The sequence below is a fragment of the Microbulbifer sp. CnH-101-G genome, assembly GCF_052466775.1.
On sequence record NZ_CP174292.1, the window covers coordinates 3,009,185 to 3,029,189 of the forward strand.

Consider the following 20,005-nt stretch of genomic DNA (forward strand, 5'->3'; position numbering starts at 1 on the left):
TTACACGCTTCAGGGGCGGGTTTTAATTCATTGCCGCGCCCCCATCTTCACTCCCTCACAGCGAGCACAGTAAACTTTTCAGTAAAGTGATAAAGCGAAGACGGCAACCTATGATACCGCTTAAAACTCTGCCCATTATTCTGTCGGCCCTTTTGCTCTTTTTCACCGCCCCTCTGTACGCAGAGGTACCGGAGTTCGCCACCGATGACGAGCGCAACACCATGCAGGTGTTTAATTTTGCCAGTCCATCGGTGGTGTATGTCACCAATGAAACTCTGGTTCGCGATCGCAGAACCCTGCGCCTGCACGCGGTGCCCAAAGGCGCCGGCAGTGGGTTTATCTGGGATGAGCAGGGGCACGTAGTCACCAATTTCCATGTCATCGAAGGCGCGCGCCAAGTCACCATCACCCTGCAGGACCGCAGTGAATGGCCCGCCACTCTGGTGGGTACCGCACCGGAAAAAGACCTGGCCGTATTGAAAATCGAAGCGCCGAAAGGATTGCTCAAACCTCTGGTAGCAGGCACTTCAAGCAACCTGTCAGTGGGGCGCAAGGTACTCGCTATCGGCAATCCTTTTGGCCTAGACACCACCCTGACCACCGGGGTGGTCAGCGCACTGGGGCGAGAAATCGAGGCCGCCAACAACCGCACCATCCGCAATGTGATTCAAACCGACGCCGCCATTAACCCCGGCAATTCCGGCGGCCCTCTGCTGGATTCCCTCGGCCGCCTGATCGGGGTAAATACCGCTATCTATAGCCCCAGCGGCGCCAGTGTGGGTATCGGCTTTGCCATTCCGGTGGATACCGTAAAGAAAATAGTGCCGCAGCTAATTAACTACGGCCGCCTGGTTCGGCCGATTCTCGGCATCGAATCGGCGCCGGACCAGTGGAGCAGTCGCTACGGCTTTGAAGGTGTTGCCGTGCTGCGCACTGCGCCCGGCCTGCCGGCGGAAAAAGCCGGGTTACAGGGCATCTACCGCACACGCCAAGGGGGGTGGCAACTCGGAGACGTTATCGTGGAAGTCGAACAACAACCCGTCCGCAGCTATGACGACCTGCTGAATGCACTGGAGAAGTACCGCGCCGGGGACCAGATTACCCTGGGAATAATGCGCAACGGGACAATCCGCTACACCTCGATTACACTCGCGGCGCCCCAGTAATCAGGGGCAGAATCCGGCGCGTTTCTCCCCTGACCAACAAACCTGGAAGGGCGTGCCGTAATAACCAATAAATAATTGTGCCTAAGGCCGACCAGTTATGCAGAAATACTTCCTGTGTCGTTACGATGAGTTAACGGAAGGACAATCCAAAGGCTTTTCCCTCGGCGATACCGCCGCCGGCACCGACAATGTGTTTGCGGTAATGAAAGGGGGTGAGGTTTTCGCCTATAAAAACACCTGTCCCCATCGCGGTATCAATCTCGACTGGCAGGAAGACCAGTTTCTCGATCCCGATGGCGCATTGATTCAATGTGCATCCCACGGAGCACTGTTCACCATAGAAACCGGCGAATGCATTGCCGGGCCCTGTACCGGGGATGCTCTAACGCCTGTGCCAGTGGAATACGCTCAAGACGGTCTCTACGCCCTGCTGCCGGAATAAACTGGCCTCAATAAAATCGCAGGAATGAGATTTTATTGGCTGGCCGAATTCCGCCCAGCCAACAAACCAAATTCTCTCAGCGAAATGGCAAAGCTTCGCTCAGAACAATTTCAGTGGCATTCATCTGTGCCTTGTAAGCGAGCACCTGCACACCGGCAGATACAGCGCTATCGAGGGCCTTGGCATAAACGGGGTCGATCTCTCTCGCTGCTGCCACACTCTCGATACCGCTGTGTTGTACACAGTAAAAAAGCACTGCACGCACACCGCTCTCAGCCAGTTTCTGTAATTCACGCAGGTGCTTAGCACCGCGGGCACTTACCGCATCGGGAAAATAACCGCGCGGCCCATCTGCAAGAGTGACATTCTTGACCTCCACATAGCAGTCGCCGGCATCACCGGACAATAGAAAATCAATACGGCTATTTTCATCGCCGTAACGCACTTCCCGACGCAGGGATTCATACCCTTGCAACTCACTGACCACTCCGGAATTTATGGCCTCTTCCACCAGGGCATTGGCGCGCCCGGTATTAACGCCGGCCAAGGCGCCGTCTGGGGTTGTGCAGATTTCCAGCGTGTGACGGTACTTGCGCTTGGGATTGCCCGAATCCGAATACCAGCATGCGCCCCCTTCAACCCAACAGTTTTTCATAGAACCTGTATTTGGGCAGTGAATGGTAAACATCTCGCCATCCGCCATCTCCACATCGGCGAGGAAACGTTTGTAGCGACGCAACAGGGTGGCCTTTTGTAATGGAGGAGAAAACTTCACTGGCTGGCACTCTTGTACATTTCAGCGCCACAAAATAGCAGACAACTATTTGTGGCGCGAATCGCGCAGATTTGATAGCTTCCTCGCTCTCGGTCGCCGGGGGTCTCGGTAACCGAGGCAAGGATTAGCCTGCCACCGCAACTGCTTGAATAGGTGAAAAAAACATCACCCAAAAAGATTCCGGTCTAGGCTAGATTGAATTTGGTGGTATCGCCCCCATTATCGGGGGTCCGTAAAGAAAGAGAGGCAACGACTATGCCCAAAACTGCTGCGAGCACCGATTCTCTGCACGGCTTTGAGCCCTACAAGGAGACTAAGGGCGAAGAGTACATGAATGAGAAGCAGCAGGAGCATTTCCGCAACTTGCTGTTGGCCTGGAAGGCCGAACTGATGGCGGAAGTGGACCGCACCGTTTCCCATATGAAAGACGAGGCCGCAAACTTCCCCGACCCCGCCGATCGCGCGAGCCAGGAAGAAGAGTTCAGCCTTGAACTGCGCACCCGTGATCGCGAGCGCAAGCTGATTAAGAAAATCGACGCCACCCTGGAACTGATTGACCAGGATGACTACGGTTTCTGTGAAGCTTGCGGGGTTGATATTGGTATCCGCCGCCTTGAAGCGCGCCCCACTGCAACCCTGTGCGTGGACTGCAAAACCCTGGCTGAGATCAAGGAAAAACAGCTTTCCGGCTGATTTTTTCCCTTTGCATTGCGGCGATCACCCCAGATCGCCCAGCTGGACAGGGCGGTCGACGGGACCGCCTCTACCATCTTGAATAGCAAGACTCCCTATATCGGTCGCTTCGCTCCTTCGCCGAGCGGTCCCCTGCATTTCGGCTCGCTGGTGTGCGCACTCGGCAGCTATCTGGACGCCCTCGCGCATGGTGGGCACTGGCTCGTGCGTATGGAGGACCTCGATCCCCCCCGCGAGGAACCCGGCGCAGCCACGCGCATCCTGAAAACCCTGGAATCCCATGGACTGCATTGGCACGGTGCCGTTGAATGGCAGAGCAAGCGCCACTCACTCTATGAAGAGACCCTCTTTCGATTGCGCCAGCAGGAACTCTTGTACGTCTGCTACTGTTCACGCAGTCAGATCCGCCAAAACGGTGGTCACGATAACCTGGCCTGCCGAACTAGGGGTACAGGGGATAAAAACGATAGTGTCTGCGCCCTGCGCCTGCATTGCGCAGGCGGAGAAGAGCGCTTCGAGGATATCTGGCGCGGGACACAAAGCCAGTCAGTACGCGAAGACACCATTCTCAAGCGCCGCGATGGCCTCTACGCCTATCAATTGGCGGTAGTGGTGGATGATATTGCCCAGGGCATCACCCATGTCGTGCGTGGTGCCGACCTGCTAGACACCACCGCCGCACAAATCCGCCTGTTTCACCTGCTCGGCAGCGAAGCGCCGCACTTTGGCCATCTGCCGTTGGTCATGGGGCCGGGGGGAGTACAAAAACTCAGCAAGCAAAACCACGCACCGGCGATTGACGACAGCAAGGCCGCCAGCAACCTCTGCACCGCATTGGATTTTCTCGGCTTCCATGTTGCGGATGATCTGGAGAGAGAGACACCGGAACATATTCTCAAGTGGGCTGCGGCGCGCTGGCAGCGTCACCAGGTCGATAAGCGCGATCGGCAATTGCACTGATTGCTGGGGGCAATTAACATTTTTGCGCCAGCCGAAACCCGGCCAACCATTTACCTTTTCACCCTCCACGCGGATTTACATAACAACCTATGAGCAACCGCACCCTGCTAATTCTGCTCGTGCTGGTGGGCTATGTGTTCTCCCCCACCATATTTACCTGGATGATCAACCCCGTTGGCGCCTGGTATCGGCCCTTTATTCTCTGGTTCGTTCTGATCCTGCTGGCGATTTTTATCCAGTGGAGGCGCAAGTCGAATGAGCTTTGAGATAGCCCATATCGCCCTGATCGGGGTCGCCTATATCGCCACCCTGTTCTTTGTCGCTTTCGCCACTTCCAAGGGCTGGCTGCCCTCGCGCTGGGTGCGCCATCCTCTGGTATATGTGCTCTCGCTGGGAGTCTCTCTATCCGCGTGGACCTTCTACGGCATTGTCGACCTCGCCTGGCAATACGGTTACGGAGTGCTTGCCTATTATCTAGGCACTGGTGCCATGTTCCTATTCGCGCCGGTGGCGCTGGAGCCCCTGGCTCGCCTGGCCCAACGCTACCAGCTTTACTCCCCCGCCGATCTCTTGGTATTCCGCTACCACAGTCGCCAGGTGGGCACCCTGGCCACCCTGTTTATGCTGCTGGCGCTATTGCCGCTGGTGGCTCTGCAAATCCAAGCGGTATCGGAGACCCTGGCACTACTGTCGCGGGACAGCGTCGCTGCGCTTGGGCTGCCGGATAGCGGTGTCTCCAGTAAAAACCTGATCGCCTTCTTCTATTGCGTACTGTTGGCAGTGTTTACCAGTATGTACGGCGCCACCCGCGAGCGCGGTGAGGGCCTGGCCAGCGCCATGGCATTGGAATCCCTGGTTAAGCTGGTGGCGCTGACCGCAGTAGGGGGCTATGCGGTTTACGGTGTATTCGGTGGCTTTTCGGGACTCGACCAGTGGCTGCTGGAAAATAACGATATGCAACAGCTGCTCTACACCCCCATTGAGCAGGGTTCCTCGCATACGCTGCTGCTGGTCTTTATCGCCACCGCCGTGGCCATGCCCCATATCTTTTATCTGAGTATTGCCGAGCGGCCCACCGGCCAGGCCCTGCGCACCGCCAGCTGGGGATTCCCGCTATTCCTGTTGCTGATGGCGCTACCGATCTTTCCGATAATGTGGGCGGGCTTCGCCCTGGATGTGGCCGAACCGGTGCAGTACTTTTCGCTGGCGGTGCCGCGAGCCAGCGGCTCGGCGCTGCTGACCACCCTCGCCTTTATCGGCGGCCTCTCCGCCGCCACCGGCGCACTGATTATGATGACCCTGGCGCTGTCCACCATGGTGATGAACCATTGGTTACTCCCGGGCACCCGCTGGCATTCTGAAGACAATATGTACCGCCAGCTGGTGTGGCTGCGCCGTGCTTTAATCGCCGCGTTGTTTATCGCCGGTTTCGCCTTTTACCTGCTGCTGGACAATCGCCTATCCCTGTCGGATCTGGCCCTGCTGGCTTTTATCGGCTCTCTACAGTTCCTGCCAGGTATCTTCGCCGTTATTCACTGGCCGCGGGGCAATCGACGCGGTCTGATCGGCGGGCTTCTGGCTGGGATGCTGATCTGGGGTTGCGGCTTGCTGCTGCCATCGGTATTTGAGATTACCGGCATCACCCTGCCCGGTACTTCTCTGCAGATCCCTTTGGGCATGTCCATCTGGACCCAGATCACCACTCTGTCGCTCGGCGTCAACATACTGCTGTTCGTCAGTCTGTCGCTGTTCACTTCGACGAGCAGCCTGGAACAATACGCCGCTGACCTGTGCAGTGACGACACCATCGCCCAGGCTCTGCGTCTGGGTCTCGATGTGCAGTCCGCAGCGGACTTTCGCCTGCGCCTGGCGGAGAGCCTGGGGGCGGCGACCGCCAACACCGAGGTGAAACGCGCCCTCAGCCAGCTCAACCTGCCCGATGATGAACGCCGTCCCTACGCCTTACGCCAGCTGCGCAACCGTATCGAATCCAACCTGTCGGGGTTGCTGGGGCGGGTGCTGGCCGGCCAGATTATCGATCGCCACTTTCCCTTCCAGAACAGCGATCAGCCGGCCAACAAGGATATCCACCTCATTGAGACCCGCCTGGGGCGTTACAAACACCAGCTCACCGGATTGGCCGCAGAGTTGAACAACCTGCGCCTCTACCATCGGCAAATGCTCGAAGAGCTACCCATGGCCGCCTGCTCTCTCGGGCGCGACGGCGAGATACTGCTGTGGAATTACGCCATGCAGGATCTCACCGGTATTGCCGCTGTAGAGGTGATCGGTTCAAAACTGGAATATCTCGCCGAGCCCTGGCGCAGTCTGCTGGCGGAGTTCGCCGAGTCTACGGATGCCAGCCGCTTCAAGCAGCAGGTCAGTCTCGACGGCAACAGCCACTGGCTCAACCTGCACAAAACCCGACAGAAACGCAGCCGCAGCGGGCCAGCCCGTAACCAGCGCGGTGATGGACAGATGTTACTGCTCGAGGACATTACCGAAACCCAGATATTGGAACAGGAGCTGATTCACAGCGAACGCCTGGCTTCAGTGGGGCGTCTTGCCGCCGGTGTCGCCCACGAAGTGGGCAACCCGGTAACCGGCATCGCTTGCTTGGCGCAGAACCTCCAGTTCGATTGCGACAACCCAGAAGTGCTGGAAACCGCCGACCAGATCCTCAGCCAGACCCAGCGCATCAGCCGTATCGTGCACTCACTGGTGAATTTTTCCCACAGTGGCAGCCAGGAAAGTGAACGCGCGCCAGTGGACCTCTATGCCTGCGTGCAGGAAGCCGTACATCTATTGTCCCTGCAGCGGGATAAAACCGAGGTGCGTTTCGAAAATGCGGTGCCCGCAGATCTAATCGCCCCCGGAGATAACCAGCGCCTGATCCAGGTATTTATCAACCTGCTCAGCAACGCCCGCGACGCCAGTCCCGATGGCGGTCTCATCCGTATTGAAGGCCGCGAGGCCAGGGGCTGCGCCTGTGTGTCTGTTACCGACGACGGCCCCGGTATCTCGGCCCAGCACCGCGAGCGCATCCTGGAACCTTTCTTCACCACCAAAGAACCCGGAGAAGGCACAGGCCTCGGCCTGGCGATGGTGTACAGCATTGTCGAGGAGCACGGGGGACAGCTGGAACTAGAGAGCCCGGCTAATCCGGAGACCGGCCGCGGCGCCAGATTTACTGTGCAGCTGCCCTTGGCGGGTTAAGAATCCAGCCGGCAAACCGGCCAGATATTGGGCAAAAATAACCCGATTCTCCGTTTTTGAGTTGCATAGAAACGGCGGCCGGGTAAAACTAGGCGTTTGTTGAGCATTTTGTAACCAGGCGTAACATATGAGCCACATCCTGATCGTCGAAGATGAAGCCATTATTCGAACGGCGCTGCGCAAACTGTTAGAGCGGCACCGATACAAGGTCAGCGAAGCGGGCTCAGTCAGGGAGGCCCTCAGTAAATACCGAGTTAACGAGGTCGACCTGGTTATCTCAGATCTGCGTCTTCCCGGTGCGCCCGGCACCGACTTGCTCAAACACGCCGGTGAAGTGCCGGTATTGATCATGACCAGCTACGCCAGTCTGCGCTCCGCGGTGGACTCCATGCGTATGGGCGCTGCGGACTATATCGCCAAGCCCTTCGACCACGATGAGATGCTCGCCACCGTTCGCCGTGTCATCGGCAAGGCCGAGCAGAGCCGCGCTCAAGCTCCTGTGGATAAGGGCAACTCCGGCACTATCGCCGGGATGATCGGCGACAGCCAGGTTATGCGCGAACTCTACGGGCGCATCCACAAGGTGGCCCCCACAGATGCCACCGTGCTGGTACACGGTGAAACCGGTACCGGTAAGGAACTGGTGGCCAAGGCTATCCACGAGGAGAGCCGCCGCGCTGGCAAGCCGCTCATCTCCGTCAACTGTGCCGCCATTCCCGAGACATTGATCGAATCTGAATTGTTCGGTTACGAAAAAGGCGCCTTTACCGGTGCCCAGAGTGCCCGCGAAGGACTGGTTGCCGCCGCAGATGGCGGCACACTGTTTCTGGATGAAATCGGGGAACTCCCCCTGGAGGCCCAGGCCCGACTGCTTCGTGTGATACAGGAGGGCGAAGTGCGCCCGATCGGCTCTATTGAGTCCCACAAAGTCGATGTACGCCTGGTTACCGCCACCCACCGCAACCTGCGCCAACTCGCCGCTGAACGCAAATTTCGCGAAGACCTCTACTACCGCATCAACGTGGTACAGATGACCTTGGCCCCGCTGCGCGAACGCGGCCGCGATGTCCTTGCACTAGCAGAGCACCTTCTGGAAAAGTTCTGCACCAAAATTGAGCGGCCCCTGTTGCGCCTTTCTCCTGAAGCCGTCCAGGCTGTCACCACCTACACCTGGCCCGGTAACGTACGTGAACTGGAGAACGCTATACAGCGCGCGGTGATCCTCACCGACCGCGATAGCCGGGAAATCGATCATAGAACCCTGGATATCGACCTGGATTTGGTCCCTGTGGAAGAAGCCATCGGTGAACCCCGCCCACGCAGCCTGCACACAGATCCTCGCGAAGACCTGTCTCTAGAGGATTACTTCGCGCGCTTCGTTATCGAGCACCAGGACACCATGAGCGAGACAGAACTGGCGAAAAAGCTGGGCGTTAGCCGCAAATGTCTGTGGGAAAGACGTCAAAAACTGGGTATTCCCCGCAAGAAGGCCCGCCGCAGCGCCGTTGCCGAAGTCTGATCACCTTATTCTGGGGGCTAAGTCGCCCCCGATCACCTCCACCGGCCGCGCTACCCCGCTGCGGCACTTGAATCCCAAAAAACGCCACCCCTACGGTGTGCCCCGCATGCCGGCGCCCCCGCGCCCCTTGTACACCTCCGGTAACAAGGGGAAGTGTTACCCAACACCTACCTCAAGTAACAGTTGCCGCACCTTACGTAACGCAATGGCGCTTAGAAAAGTTCCATCAATTTTCGTAAAGATTGTAACTTATTGATTTATAAAGATTTTTAAAAGTTGGCACACTAAGTGCTTTACTCTTAGTACAAAAATTAAAAACGGCCAACAATAAAAATAAATGACCGTTAAAAGCCCTATAACTACTCAAAATAAGTGGGCGAAACACAATAAAAATAATGGGGCGGCCGATAACAAAAGCAATGAGTGGCCAAAACCGCAAGAACAACAATAAACAATAACAATAAATTCGAAAGAAGAATAAAAATAACAACAAGCGCGTTGCAAACTGACTGATTTATACCTGGGAGAGGGTGTTTGCTTGATAGCAAATTAAGAGCGCAAGGAAGCCGCTGCCTTCATACCTGTAATAATAATTCCCAAACTTTTCCCCAACTTTCCGGCACCCGCAGATTGCGGGCGCATTGCTTTGCGTGTGTTAGAATCGCGCCAGCGAGTCCTCCACACTGACAGCAGATGCCATTGCCGCCCCCTGTTTTGGACTTCGCCCCTGGCCAGCCCAGGTTCAGAGGCCCCAGTAGTGCAACAACTTACCCTAACTTTTATAGGGCAAGGAAAGTGCGGGTGTGAAGCCTGCCGCCACCGAAGATGTGGCCTCAGCACCAACAGGGCATTTTCGGTCACCAACAGATGGCAGCAGTCAAGACAGACAGCCGTATGCTCAATAATTTGATTAGTAGTATCAAACGCTGGCGCAAGCCGGCCAAGAAAGGCCCCAGGATTATCGCCCGCAGCGATCACAATATCTCCCGCCGGGACATCAGCCGCGCGGCCCTAACGGTCATGAAGCGCCTACAAGAGGCGGGTTTCCAAGCGTACATTGTCGGTGGCGGTGTTCGGGACCTAATGCTCGGCGGCCACCCCAAAGACTTCGATGTCGCCACTGACGCTACCCCAGAACAGGCCAAGACACTGTTTCGCGGTGCACGCATCGTCGGGCGGCGTTTTCGAATCCTGCACGCGCGTATCGGCCGTGAGGTCATTGAGGTCACCACTTTCCGCGGTCACCACAACGATGGCGAAGAGCACGAAGCCAAGCAGTCCGAACACGGTATGCTGCTGCGTGACAATGTCTATGGCGATCTGGAAAGTGATGCCGTGCGCCGGGACTTCACGGTGAATGCGCTCTACTACACCACCGATGGCTTCGCCATCCACGATTACACCGGCGGTGTGGAGGATATAGAAAAGCGTCTTATCCGCATGATTGGCGCACCGGCCACACGCTATAAAGAAGACCCCGTGCGGATGCTACGCGCGGTGCGCTTCGCCGCCAAACTGGATTTTGCCATTGAAGCCGGTACCGAAGCCCCATTGCAGGAGCTGGCCCCCCTACTGCGCAATATCGCCCCCGCGCGCCTGTTCGATGAGATTCTCAAGCTGTTGATGAGCGGCCAGGGCGAGCGCACTTTCGAGTTGTTGCGCCGCTACCATCTGTGGCAACACCTGTTCCCCGATAACGCCGCCCAGATTGAAAAGAACCCTGCGGCACTGGAGCTGACCCGACGCGCACTGCGCAATACCGATCAGCGTATCCAGGCCGACATGCGTGTCACCCCCGCCTTTTTGTACGCGGCCCTGTTGTGGCCGGCTGTGAATGAGGAACAGAAGAAACTCATAGAGAAAGGGGTGCCGCCGGCACCGGCATTGGCCCAGGCGGCACAAAAAATCACAAGCAACCAGCTGGCCCACACCGCGATTCCCAAGCGTTTCTCTATCCCCATGCGCGAAATCTGGGACCTGCAGCACCGCCTGCCACAGCGCGGCGGCAGCCGCGCACAGCGCCAAATGGAGCACCCCCGCTTCCGCGCCGCTTACGACTTCCTGCTATTGCGCGAAGAGTGTGGTGAGCTCGAGCCCGGCTTGGGCAACTGGTGGACCGAATTCCAGCAGGCCGACGAAGAACAGCGCCAACAGATGGTGCGCAAGCTCCAGCGCAGCGGTGGCGGCAACCGCCGTGGCCGCAACTCCCGCGGCGGTCGCCGGCGCAGGCCAAAGGCTGCCGAATAATGGAAAGAGTTTTTATCGGGCTCGGCAGTAACCTGGCTGAGCCCCAGAAACAGCTGCGCGGTGCCCTGAAAGCCATCGAAGAAATTCCCCACAGCCGCCTGCTGCGCTGCTCCAGCTTTTATCACAGTGCCCCTATAGGCCCTGGGGAGCAACCGGATTATGTCAACGCTGTAGCGGAACTGGAGAGCGCGCTGCAACCCATCGAGCTACTTAACCAGCTCCAGTTGATTGAGCAGACCCACGGGCGCGAGCGCTCGGTGCGCTGGGGAGCACGAACCCTCGACCTGGATATTCTGCTGTTCGGCGAGCTCCAGTTAGACGAAGCACACCTGCAGGTGCCGCACCCGCGCATGGCAGAGCGCAACTTCGTGCTGCTGCCACTGGCCGAGCTAGCCCCCAACCTGCAATTGCCAACTGGGGAATCACTGCAACAGCTGCTGCAGAATTGCCCTCAAAACCGCCTGGAGAAAATCTAACCAGCCTACAGTGCAGCGCCAAAAGTGCTCGACTGGCCGCCCCCCTTAATAGTATTTTTGCGCCTGCAGCCCATCAGGGAAGACCCCCAACCAAAGGAGTCAAACACGTGGTTATCGACAACAGCGAAACCAATCTGTGTGAATTTGACCAACCGGAAAGAACCCCACCGAAATTCATTGCTGTTGAAGGCAATATCGGTGTGGGTAAAACCACGCTGGCCAAGAAACTGGCCACCACTTTCAATTACGACACCCTCTTGGAGCTGCCCGAGGAAAACCCCTTTCTCGAGCGCTTCTACCGCGATCCCAAGAACGCCGCACTCCCAACCCAGTTACATTTTTTGTTGCAGCGCTCCCAACAGATCCAGGCCCTACGCCAGGATGATCTGTTTGAACCTGTACGAGTGGCGGACTTCCTTATCGAGAAGGATCAGCTGTTTGCCCAGGTCACCCTGGACGCGGATGAACTCGCACTCTACCAACAGGTGTTCCAGCATCTCACCTTAGAGGCGCCCAAACCCGACTTGGTGATTTATCTGCAGGCGCCATTGGAAGTTCTGCAGACCCGCATTCGCAATCGAGGCATCCCCGCAGAGTGCGCAATCAGCAATGAATACTTGGCCACACTCAACGATGCCTACACCCAATTTTTCCATTTCTACGACAGCTCACCGCTGCTGATTGTCAACAGTGAGGATATCGATATTGTCGATAGCCCCGAGGATTACCAGCAACTGGTGGAGTACATGCTCACAGTGACCAAGGGCCGTCATTACTACAACCCGGGAAGTTAACCGTTATGTATGCACCCTCAGAATTAGAAAAGCTCGTTACCGTGCAAACCCTGCGCAAGATGAAAGCGAACGGTGAGAAATTTATTACCGTCGCTCTCTACGATGCGCCCATGGCAGCTATGGCGCAGAAAACCGGCGTAGAAACCGTATTGGTGGGTGACTCTCTCGGCATGACCGTGCTGGGTTACGACAGCACAGTGCCGGTCACTATGGAGCAGATGATCTACCACGTGGAAGCGGTAGCGCGGGGCAATAAAAAATCCCTGATCATGGGTGATATGCCATTCATGACATACGCCACACCGGAGCAAGCGCTCACAAATGCCACTCGTATCATGCAGGCCGGCGCCCATATGGTGAAGATCGAGGGTGGTGCCTGGCTTGCCGACACGGTCAAAATGCTCACAGACCGCGGTATCCCCGTCTGTGCCCACTTGGGGCTCACCCCCCAGTCCGTTCATAAGCTCGGCGGCTACCGGGTTCAGGGGCGCGACGAAAAACACGCCGAGCAAATGCTGGAAGATGCGATCCTGCTGGATCAGGCCGGTGCCGACCTTTTGGTGCTGGAATGTGTACCCAGCGCTCTGGCCAAGCGCATTACCGAGTCCGTATCTATGCCGACTATCGGCATCGGCGCGGGGCGCGATACCGATGCCCAGGTTCTGGTCATCAACGATATCCTCGGCCTTACCGAGCAACCACCGAAGTTCTCCAAGAACTTCCTGGTGGAAGCCGGCGATATCCCTGGCGCCCTGCGTAAGTACGCAGCGGACGTCAAACTCGGCGTATTCCCCGAAGACAGCCACACTTTCAATTAGTCTTCTATTTGGGGCCAGTTAACACCAGCTTAAATGGCCCCGACATCTCCTCGGCGGACTGCACAACGTCCGCCTGTCCAGCGGTAACACTATGACCTTTGATGAACTTCTCCTTGAGTGGCGCAATAACCAGGGCGCAAATACAGTCCCCACAGGCTGGAGCCAGGGTCGAGCCACTTTTGGCGGCTTGGTTGCGGCCATGCTCTACGAAAAAATGGCGACGGAGGTTGCTGAGGTAGCAAGGGAAAGCAGCCTGCGCTCGCTCACCCTCTCCTTTGTCGGCCCGGTTAGCGCCGGTGCCTTAGGCGTTAATGCGCAAGTATTACGCGCTGGCCGCTCAGTAACACAAGCACAAGGCCAGCTGCTGCAGAGCGAATCAGTCATGCTCGCGGCGCTCGGCAGTTTTGGCAACGGCAGGGACTCCTCCGTAAAAGCTGTTCCCCCTGCCGCACCCGAATTTGCCGAACCGGAGAAATGCATCGCCCTGCCATATATCGAGGGTGTCGTACCGGAGTTCACTCAAAAATATGACTACCGCATTGCCCGTGGCCAAATGCCTTTCAGTGGCACCTCGGAGCGGCAACTGGGCGGTTGGGTACGCTTTAAGGACGGCAGTGAAAATACTGTAGGTATCAGCCATCTGCTCGCACTGATCGACGCTTGGCCTCCAGCCACTTTACCGATGCTAAAAGCGCCAGCACCGGCCAGCTCTCTCACCTGGACGGTGGAGTTCATGGAGCCCCTACCCAAGCGCAGCGCATCGGATTGGTGGCAATACCTGGCTGAAGTGGAGCAAGCGGAAGATGGCTATGCGGTGATTCAGGCGCGCCTTTGGGACAGTGGGGGCAGACTCGTCGCTTTATCCCGGCAGATGGTAACTATTTTTGGTTGAGTAGAATAACGGCCGCTCTTTTTTCAAAGCATCGAAATATATCCACAGTACTCATTTTTTACCCCTTAGCCCATCCACCCGCAGAGCCATACCCACCTATTACAGTGGATATGGCTCTACCATTCGGCTCACCCCACCAAGTCACCAAAGGATAAAACAGAAACGTGAAATAACCTGGGCTTAATTCGGCGGCTTTTGCCCGCTAAAAGTCAGGATAATCTCAACTGACTGACAGCTAAATAATTTTCCTATCATCAAAGACTGATATCCCCAGCTAAACACGCAAGCTCACACCATTTACTAAAAAAATAAAATAAAAAAAATCTTTCTTACTTCAATTTGTAATCTACGCTATCCATCATCCCACCCTCAAAAATAAAAAGTCCAAACATAAGAGGCTTGCTATTTCAGATCCCTGCACCCACCAGCGATAAAACTATGGAGAATAAAAAATGATAAAAAGAATCTGTATTTCCCTTGCCCTATTGATCAGCCATCCCGCCAGCGCTGCAGATTTCGAAGATGTCTGGGACGCTATTACCTCATGCAACTGGTTCGAATTTATCGATGATGTGGATGAGAGCGGATCAAAAGATCTGGATGGTTACGAATATGGTGACACTAGTTTTGAAGATGCCAACTCAGGCAGCTTTGACATGATGGTGTACAACATGGATGGTTTTTTACAATGTATCGGCGGCAACAGTAAGTCAGACTTCAAACAGATTATTCGCACTTTCAATGAAGACCCCAAGGATCTCTGGCTGATGCAGGAGGTTTGGAATAAAACCAAGGCCAATTATCTGGATGATGATGACAAACTCAGTAACGATACTGTCCCCTATCGCTCAAAACACTGGAAGGGAGGTGGTACCTCTTTTGGCAACGGTCTACTCACTTTTTCCAAATTTCCTTTTGACCGGGACAATCGCAATGATAACGACTATTCCTTTGCCACTTATGAAGAGGAAACCTTTAATAAATGCTCAGGTAATGATTGTGATACCGAGAAAGGCTTTACCGTAGCCAAAGTTGAAGTGACTGAAAATTATCATGTGCATATCTATAACACCCATATGGATGCGGGCCACAAGGACGCGGACCTGACTGCCAAAGCAAAGCAACTAGATCAAATCGCCGATATGATTGTCTCCCACTCAAACAATGCCACCGTTATTTTGGCGGGCGACTTCAATATGGCATTTGATGAAAATGATGACGGCTGGCGCGGCGTTAATTACCAAACCTGGAAGGCCTTCTTCGAAAAAACCGGCGGCAAGCACGCCTGTCAATATATGCTCACTGGCAGCGATACCAGCCTGGAGGCCTGTTCCGATGAGCTACAGAATGACACAGACCATGTAGTGGTGATTAACAACAACCCCAACTACACACTGGAGGTCACCAATTATTTTATCGGCTCTCCAATCTATTCTGGGTTAAGCGACCACGATCCAGTTTTTGTGGATTTCTCCTGGACTAAAAACTAAATCCACTCAAGGGCTCCTTCCAGGGCATATGGTGGGATATGGAAGGAGCCCTACAACCACTTTTTCCAAAAGAAAAATGCAATCTGCCCGCCAAGCGCAATAATTAGCAGCGCGCAAAATGTTAGAAAACCCTCTTGCGATTGGGCCCAGGGCATACCACCGACATTGATACCAAATAAGCCAGTCAAAAAACTGAGTGGCAAAAATACTGCGGCCACCACCGACAACATATACATACGGCTATTCAGCTGCTCGGAGTTATAACTCAATAACTCCTCCTGGGTGACTGAAGCACGCTCGCGCACCACATCAATATCTTCAATATGCCGTTGCAGGCGATCACTGACTTCGCGCAAATGCAATATATTGGTTTCGTGAAACCAAGGCATTTCTGCAGCCATAATGCCAGATAGGGCTTCCCGTTGCGGGGATAAATAACGCCGTAGGGTAATAGCCTGCTTGCGCAGATGCGCCAGTTCCGAACGCAGTTCACCACCAGCAGAATCCAGAGCCAGGCTCTCCAACTCATCAATTTTCTCTTCGAGCTGATCCACGGTGTCGCTCATACGGCGCACCAGTAAATCCGCCAGGGAGACGATAAAGTTTGAAGGGCCGCTGGGACCGCGACCAGCGCGCAGACGTCCGAGTAGATCCTCTACCGACAACAAGCGGCGCTTACGGGTGCTGATAATACGGTCTGCCTCTATCCACAGGCGGATCGAAACCATATCTTCAGGCTGCGAGGCCGGATTTAGATTCACTCCACGCAGAGCAATCAATAAGCTATCGCCTATCGGCGTGGTGCGGGGACGGGACTCCTCTGATAGAAGAGCCTCCACCACCAAACGATCCAAACCACTCTCTGTACGTAACCATTGGGCCGCGGTCTCATCGGTATAATCCATGTGTAACCACAGCACGCCCTGTCCGGGTTGCCAGTCAGCCACCTCTGTCCAGCTTAGCTCCCTGCCGCCACCACGGTGATCGAGAAGATAGGCGTGAATCAGCCCAGATTGCATTTTCCCACTCCTTCGCCGGCTGCGGATAAAGCACCAATAATCCGGCTTTCAAAAAACTGAAAAAAGACTGGCGCAGATACGCAAGCCTATAGATATCCCACCTACCGCCTCTTTGGAATCTCATCAACCATTCACTGGTCTATTAGGTAACGATTATTACTTTGCGGCGCTCAGGTGTGCCAAATCCGCAGCATTCTGCTCCCAATTCTGCCCGTCGAATGGCTTAACCTCCAACTCCGGTGGAACGCTATCAAAGCAACGCACATTAAGGCTGTAACCATCGGGATTGGAGCGGGGTATGTAGAAAGGCTTAACGCCGCAATGACGACAAAAATAGTGTTTCGCCACTCCACTGTTAAAGGTGTAACAGCTGAGATCCCCCTCACCCTGCTCCAGCTGAAAGTTTGCCGCCGGTATAATCAGGTGCAGGTAGCCAACCTTCTCGCACATAGAGCAATTACAGGCGTGTGCCACCAATGGCTCATCATTGTGACGTTGATGCACTGCGCTAAAGCGCACGGCACCGCAGTGGCAGCCGCCCTGCAGCTTGGTGGTTATTTTATTCATTAGCGGTTCGATCCAGATTGAATAGTGGGCGAGCCCACAAAAGGGAAAAAACAGAGAGCGCGAGAAGCAGGTGGAACCAATTTGTTCGGGCCAGGCCCAGCAGTCGTGAAGCACCGGTGCCAATAAATAGCCCGTTGATCACCACTACCAGCGCACCCGCACCAATCATCAGGGCCTGGTTTCGCTGGAGGCGCCTCGATGCTATCAACTCCAGCAAGGCCACCGACAGCCACAATAAAATCCCCACAGTAGAAAAGAGGTCAATTACCGTCTGGGTGGACATCCAGCTACTCTGCGCGAATCCAATCCCTCCTGCCAATAACAATACAAGGACCAGGTACGCCGGTGTACGATTATCTTGCCCCCAAGGTAGCTCCAGCCGCGCCCATAGGAGGGCTATACCGATCAACAGGAAAGAGACAAAACCGGAAATCTGCGTAAGTGCCCGGTGCAGATCAGTCACTCCGGGATCGATCCCATAACGATAGGCTCCCACCAGGGCGGCCAGGGCCATAATCATCAAAGCGGCCACGATGATTAGAGCTGCCGATTGAAAGCGCGCGCGGGTGAGATACCAGTACTGGTTGGCGACGAGCAGACAGGTTAGTCCGAGGAGCGTATCGAGAAGCCAGTAATTGTGCAAAATTTTCCCTCTTTTCGCAGAATTCTAACCGAAAAAACGCCGGCAAAAATGCCTTTGTGCTCTTAGCTACAGCCAATATAAGCCATAAAAAAACCCGGCACTTGGCCGGGTTTCTTCAGGCTTGATCAGCTCGAGAGGTTTAGGCCTCTTCGGAACCTTGTTTCGCCTCTTCGGAAGCGGCTTGCTCAGCCTTTACTTCCTTAATGGACAGCTTGATGCGTCCGCGCTGGTCAACGTCGAGCACCTTAACCTTAACCTTCTCACCTTCGCTCAGGTAATCGGTCACGGCATTTACGCGCTCTTCCGCGATCTGGGAGATATGCACCAGACCATCTTTGCCCGGCAGGAAGTTTACAAATGCACCGAAGTCCACGATGCGCACCACAGTGCCCTCATAAATAGCGCCGATCTCGGCTTCTGCGGTGATTTCCTCGATACGGGTAACCGCCGCTTCGAGGCTCTCGCCATCTTCCCCAAAGACTTTGATAGTGCCGTCATCTTCGATATCGATGGAGGCGCCGGTCTCTTCAGTGATGGAACGGATAGTCGCACCGCCCTTACCGATCACGTCGCGGATCTTGTCCGGATGGATCTTCAGGGTCGCGTAGCGCGGTGCGTTCTCGTTCACAGTGGTGCGCGAGGAATCGATCACCTTGTTCATTTCCGCCAGGATGTGCAGACGCGCGTGCAGGGCCTGCTCCAAAGCGGTTTCCATGATCTCTTCGGTAATACCTTCGATCTTGATGTCCATCTGCAGCGCGGTTACACCAGAGGCAGTACCCGCTACTTTGAAGTCCATATCGCCGAGGTGGTCTTCGTCACCGAGGATATCGGTCAGAACCGCATAGCCTTCGTCTTCCTTCACCAGGCCCATAGCGATACCGGCTACCGGTGCCTTCAGCGGAACACCTGCATCCATCAGCGCCAGGCTGGAACCACAGACGGAAGCCATGGAGCTGGAACCGTTGGACTCAGTGATCTCGGAAACCACACGTACGGTGTAGGGGAAGCTGTCCGGGCTCGGCAGAACTGCCGCGATACCGCGACGCGCCAGGCGGCCGTGACCGATTTCGCGACGACCAGTTGCACCTACACGACCCGCTTCACCTACAGAGTAGGGAGGGAAGTTGTAGTGCAGCATAAAGTAGTCTTTACGCTCACCTTCCAGGGCGTCGATGATCTGTGCATCGCCAGTGGAACCGAGGGTAGCCACTACCAAGGCCTGGGTCTCACCGCGGGTGAACAGCGCAGAGCCGTGGGACTTGGGCAGAGCGCCAACTTCCACAGCGATAGAGCGCACAGTTTTGCTGTCGCGGCCGTCGATACGGGGCTCGCCACGCACTACAGCGCCGCGCACCAGCTTCTTCTCCAGCTTGCCGAAGTAGCTTTTTACCAGTTCGGCGCTAATTTCTTCAGTGGAGAGTGCTTCGGCCGCTTCGCTGCGCAGCTCCGCCAGGCGGGTACTGCGCTCCTGCTTGTTGGTGATACGGTAGGCTTCGGCAACCTTCTCGCCGAATTGGCCTTCCAGAGCCGTTTTCAGCTCTGTGTTTTCCGCCGGCGCCTGCCAGTCCCACTGGGGCTTGCCAGCTTCAGCTTTCAGCTCTTCGCACACCTTGATGATGGCTTGCATTTCCTGGTGCGCATACAGCACGGCACCCAGCATGATGTCTTCCGGCAGCTCTTGCGCTTCGGATTCCACCATCAGTACGGCGTCTTTGGTGCCGGCTACTACCATGTCCAGCTCGGAGGTCTTCAGAGCCTGGTAGCCCGGGTTCAGCAGGTAACCGTCTTGCTGGGTGTAACCCACACGTGCGGCGCCGATGGGGCCTGCGAAGGGAATACCGGAAACAGACAATGCTGCGGAGGTACCGATCATGGCAGCGATATCCGGGTCCATGTCCTTCTCGGCAGAAAGTACAGTACACATTACCTGTACTTCATTCATAAAGCCGTTGGGGAAAAGAGGACGGATCGGGCGATCGATCAGACGGGAAGTCAGAGTTTCTTTTTCAGACGGGCGGCCTTCACGCTTGAAGAAGCCACCGGGAATTTTGCCAGCCGCGTAGGCTTTTTCCTGATAGTGCACGGACAGCGGGAAGAAGCCTTGATCGGGCTTGGCTTCCTTGGCACCGACAACGGTACACAGAACAACGGTCTCACCCATGGTAACCAGAGCGGAGCCCGTCGCCTGACGTGCGATGCGGCCGGTTTCGATGGTGACTTGGTGTTGTCCGTACTGGAAGGTTTTGCTTACTGGATTCACTAGTTTTTTTCCTATTTCCTTACGG

18 protein-coding genes are annotated in these 20,005 nt (G+C 55.7%); 13 read left to right on the top strand and 5 right to left on the bottom strand.

Going from position 1 to position 20,005, the window contains the following annotated elements; genetic code table 11:
* Positions 1 to 110 precede the first annotated feature (110 nt).
* Both ACJJID_RS13335 and ACJJID_RS13340 read left to right on the top strand, forming a co-directional pair.
* The gene (locus ACJJID_RS13335) at positions 111 to 1,166 is read left to right on the top strand and encodes a S1C family serine protease (RefSeq protein ID WP_444919908.1); all 1,056 of its coding nucleotides are present in this window, start codon (positions 111 to 113) and stop codon (positions 1,164 to 1,166) included.
* 97 nt (positions 1,167 to 1,263) lie between these two features.
* The gene (locus tag ACJJID_RS13340; RefSeq protein ID WP_444919909.1) at positions 1,264 to 1,608 is read left to right on the top strand and encodes a Rieske (2Fe-2S) protein; all 345 of its coding nucleotides are present in this window, start codon (positions 1,264 to 1,266) and stop codon (positions 1,606 to 1,608) included.
* A gap of 76 nt (positions 1,609 to 1,684) precedes the next feature.
* On the opposite strand, the gene sfsA is transcribed toward ACJJID_RS13340, so the two are convergent.
* A complete protein-coding gene (sfsA, locus tag ACJJID_RS13345) occupies positions 1,685 to 2,383 on the bottom strand; it encodes a DNA/RNA nuclease SfsA (RefSeq protein ID WP_444919910.1) in 699 nt (232 codons plus the stop codon).
* A gap of 255 nt (positions 2,384 to 2,638) precedes the next feature.
* On the opposite strand from sfsA, the gene dksA reads away from it, so the two are divergent.
* From dksA to ACJJID_RS13400, 11 genes are all read left to right on the top strand, one after another.
* Entirely contained in the window at positions 2,639 to 3,076 is a 438-nt protein-coding gene (dksA, locus tag ACJJID_RS13350; protein WP_152454721.1) for an RNA polymerase-binding protein DksA, read from the top strand.
* Positions 3,077 to 3,154: 78 nt separating this feature from the next.
* On the top strand, positions 3,155 to 4,036 hold the full coding sequence (gluQRS, locus tag ACJJID_RS13355; protein WP_444919911.1) for a tRNA glutamyl-Q(34) synthetase GluQRS: 882 nt from the start codon (positions 3,155 to 3,157) through the stop codon (positions 4,034 to 4,036).
* 89 nt (positions 4,037 to 4,125) lie between these two features.
* Positions 4,126 to 4,302 (top strand): hypothetical protein, encoded by a 177-nt coding sequence (locus tag ACJJID_RS13360; protein ID WP_169337099.1) that lies wholly within the window; start codon positions 4,126 to 4,128, stop codon positions 4,300 to 4,302.
* The gene (locus ACJJID_RS13365) at positions 4,292 to 7,252 is read left to right on the top strand and encodes an ATP-binding protein (RefSeq protein WP_444919912.1); all 2,961 of its coding nucleotides are present in this window, start codon (positions 4,292 to 4,294) and stop codon (positions 7,250 to 7,252) included. Before ACJJID_RS13360 ends, ACJJID_RS13365 begins: the two co-directional genes overlap by 11 nt.
* A 127-nt stretch (positions 7,253 to 7,379) precedes the next feature.
* Positions 7,380 to 8,771, top strand: a complete 1,392-nt coding sequence (locus ACJJID_RS13370) for a sigma-54-dependent transcriptional regulator (RefSeq protein ID WP_444919913.1) — start codon at positions 7,380 to 7,382, stop codon at positions 8,769 to 8,771.
* Positions 8,772 to 9,638: 867 nt separating this feature from the next.
* Complete coding sequence (pcnB, locus tag ACJJID_RS13375; protein WP_444919914.1) at positions 9,639 to 11,018, top strand: polynucleotide adenylyltransferase PcnB; 1,380 nt, start codon at positions 9,639 to 9,641, stop codon at positions 11,016 to 11,018.
* Positions 11,018 to 11,494 carry a 2-amino-4-hydroxy-6-hydroxymethyldihydropteridine diphosphokinase gene (gene folK / locus ACJJID_RS13380; protein ID WP_444919915.1) on the top strand — a complete coding sequence of 159 codons (477 nt, stop codon included), beginning with the start codon at positions 11,018 to 11,020 and terminating at the stop codon, positions 11,492 to 11,494. The genes pcnB and folK overlap by 1 nt, the downstream gene beginning before the upstream one ends.
* A 107-nt stretch (positions 11,495 to 11,601) precedes the next feature.
* The gene (locus tag ACJJID_RS13385; protein WP_152456425.1) at positions 11,602 to 12,288 is read left to right on the top strand and encodes a deoxynucleoside kinase; all 687 of its coding nucleotides are present in this window, start codon (positions 11,602 to 11,604) and stop codon (positions 12,286 to 12,288) included.
* Positions 12,289 to 12,293: 5 nt separating this feature from the next.
* Positions 12,294 to 13,106, top strand: coding sequence for a 3-methyl-2-oxobutanoate hydroxymethyltransferase (gene panB / locus ACJJID_RS13390; protein ID WP_152454727.1), 813 nt, complete (start codon positions 12,294 to 12,296; stop codon positions 13,104 to 13,106).
* A gap of 91 nt (positions 13,107 to 13,197) precedes the next feature.
* Positions 13,198 to 13,998, top strand: a complete 801-nt coding sequence (locus tag ACJJID_RS13395) for an acyl-CoA thioesterase (protein ID WP_444919916.1) — start codon at positions 13,198 to 13,200, stop codon at positions 13,996 to 13,998.
* 452 nt (positions 13,999 to 14,450) lie between these two features.
* Positions 14,451 to 15,488: an endonuclease/exonuclease/phosphatase family protein gene (locus ACJJID_RS13400; protein ID WP_444919917.1), complete on the top strand. Its 1,038-nt coding sequence runs from the start codon at positions 14,451 to 14,453 to the stop codon at positions 15,486 to 15,488.
* Between the two features lie 50 nt (positions 15,489 to 15,538).
* Here the strand turns inward: ACJJID_RS13400 and ACJJID_RS13405 are convergent, their stop codons facing one another.
* The 4 genes from ACJJID_RS13405 to pnp form a co-directional block, all read right to left on the bottom strand.
* The gene (locus tag ACJJID_RS13405; protein WP_444919918.1) at positions 15,539 to 16,507 is read right to left on the bottom strand and encodes a zinc transporter ZntB; all 969 of its coding nucleotides are present in this window, start codon (positions 16,505 to 16,507) and stop codon (positions 15,539 to 15,541) included.
* A 156-nt stretch (positions 16,508 to 16,663) separates the two neighbouring features.
* A complete protein-coding gene (locus tag ACJJID_RS13410) occupies positions 16,664 to 17,074 on the bottom strand; it encodes a GFA family protein (protein ID WP_444919919.1) in 411 nt (136 codons plus the stop codon).
* A complete protein-coding gene (locus tag ACJJID_RS13415; RefSeq protein WP_444919920.1) occupies positions 17,067 to 17,717 on the bottom strand; it encodes a hypothetical protein in 651 nt (216 codons plus the stop codon). The genes ACJJID_RS13410 and ACJJID_RS13415 overlap by 8 nt, the downstream gene beginning before the upstream one ends.
* Positions 17,718 to 17,856: 139 nt before the next feature.
* Positions 17,857 to 19,980, bottom strand: a complete 2,124-nt coding sequence (gene pnp / locus ACJJID_RS13420) for a polyribonucleotide nucleotidyltransferase (RefSeq protein ID WP_444919921.1) — start codon at positions 19,978 to 19,980, stop codon at positions 17,857 to 17,859.
* Between the last annotated feature and the right edge of the window lie 25 nt (positions 19,981 to 20,005).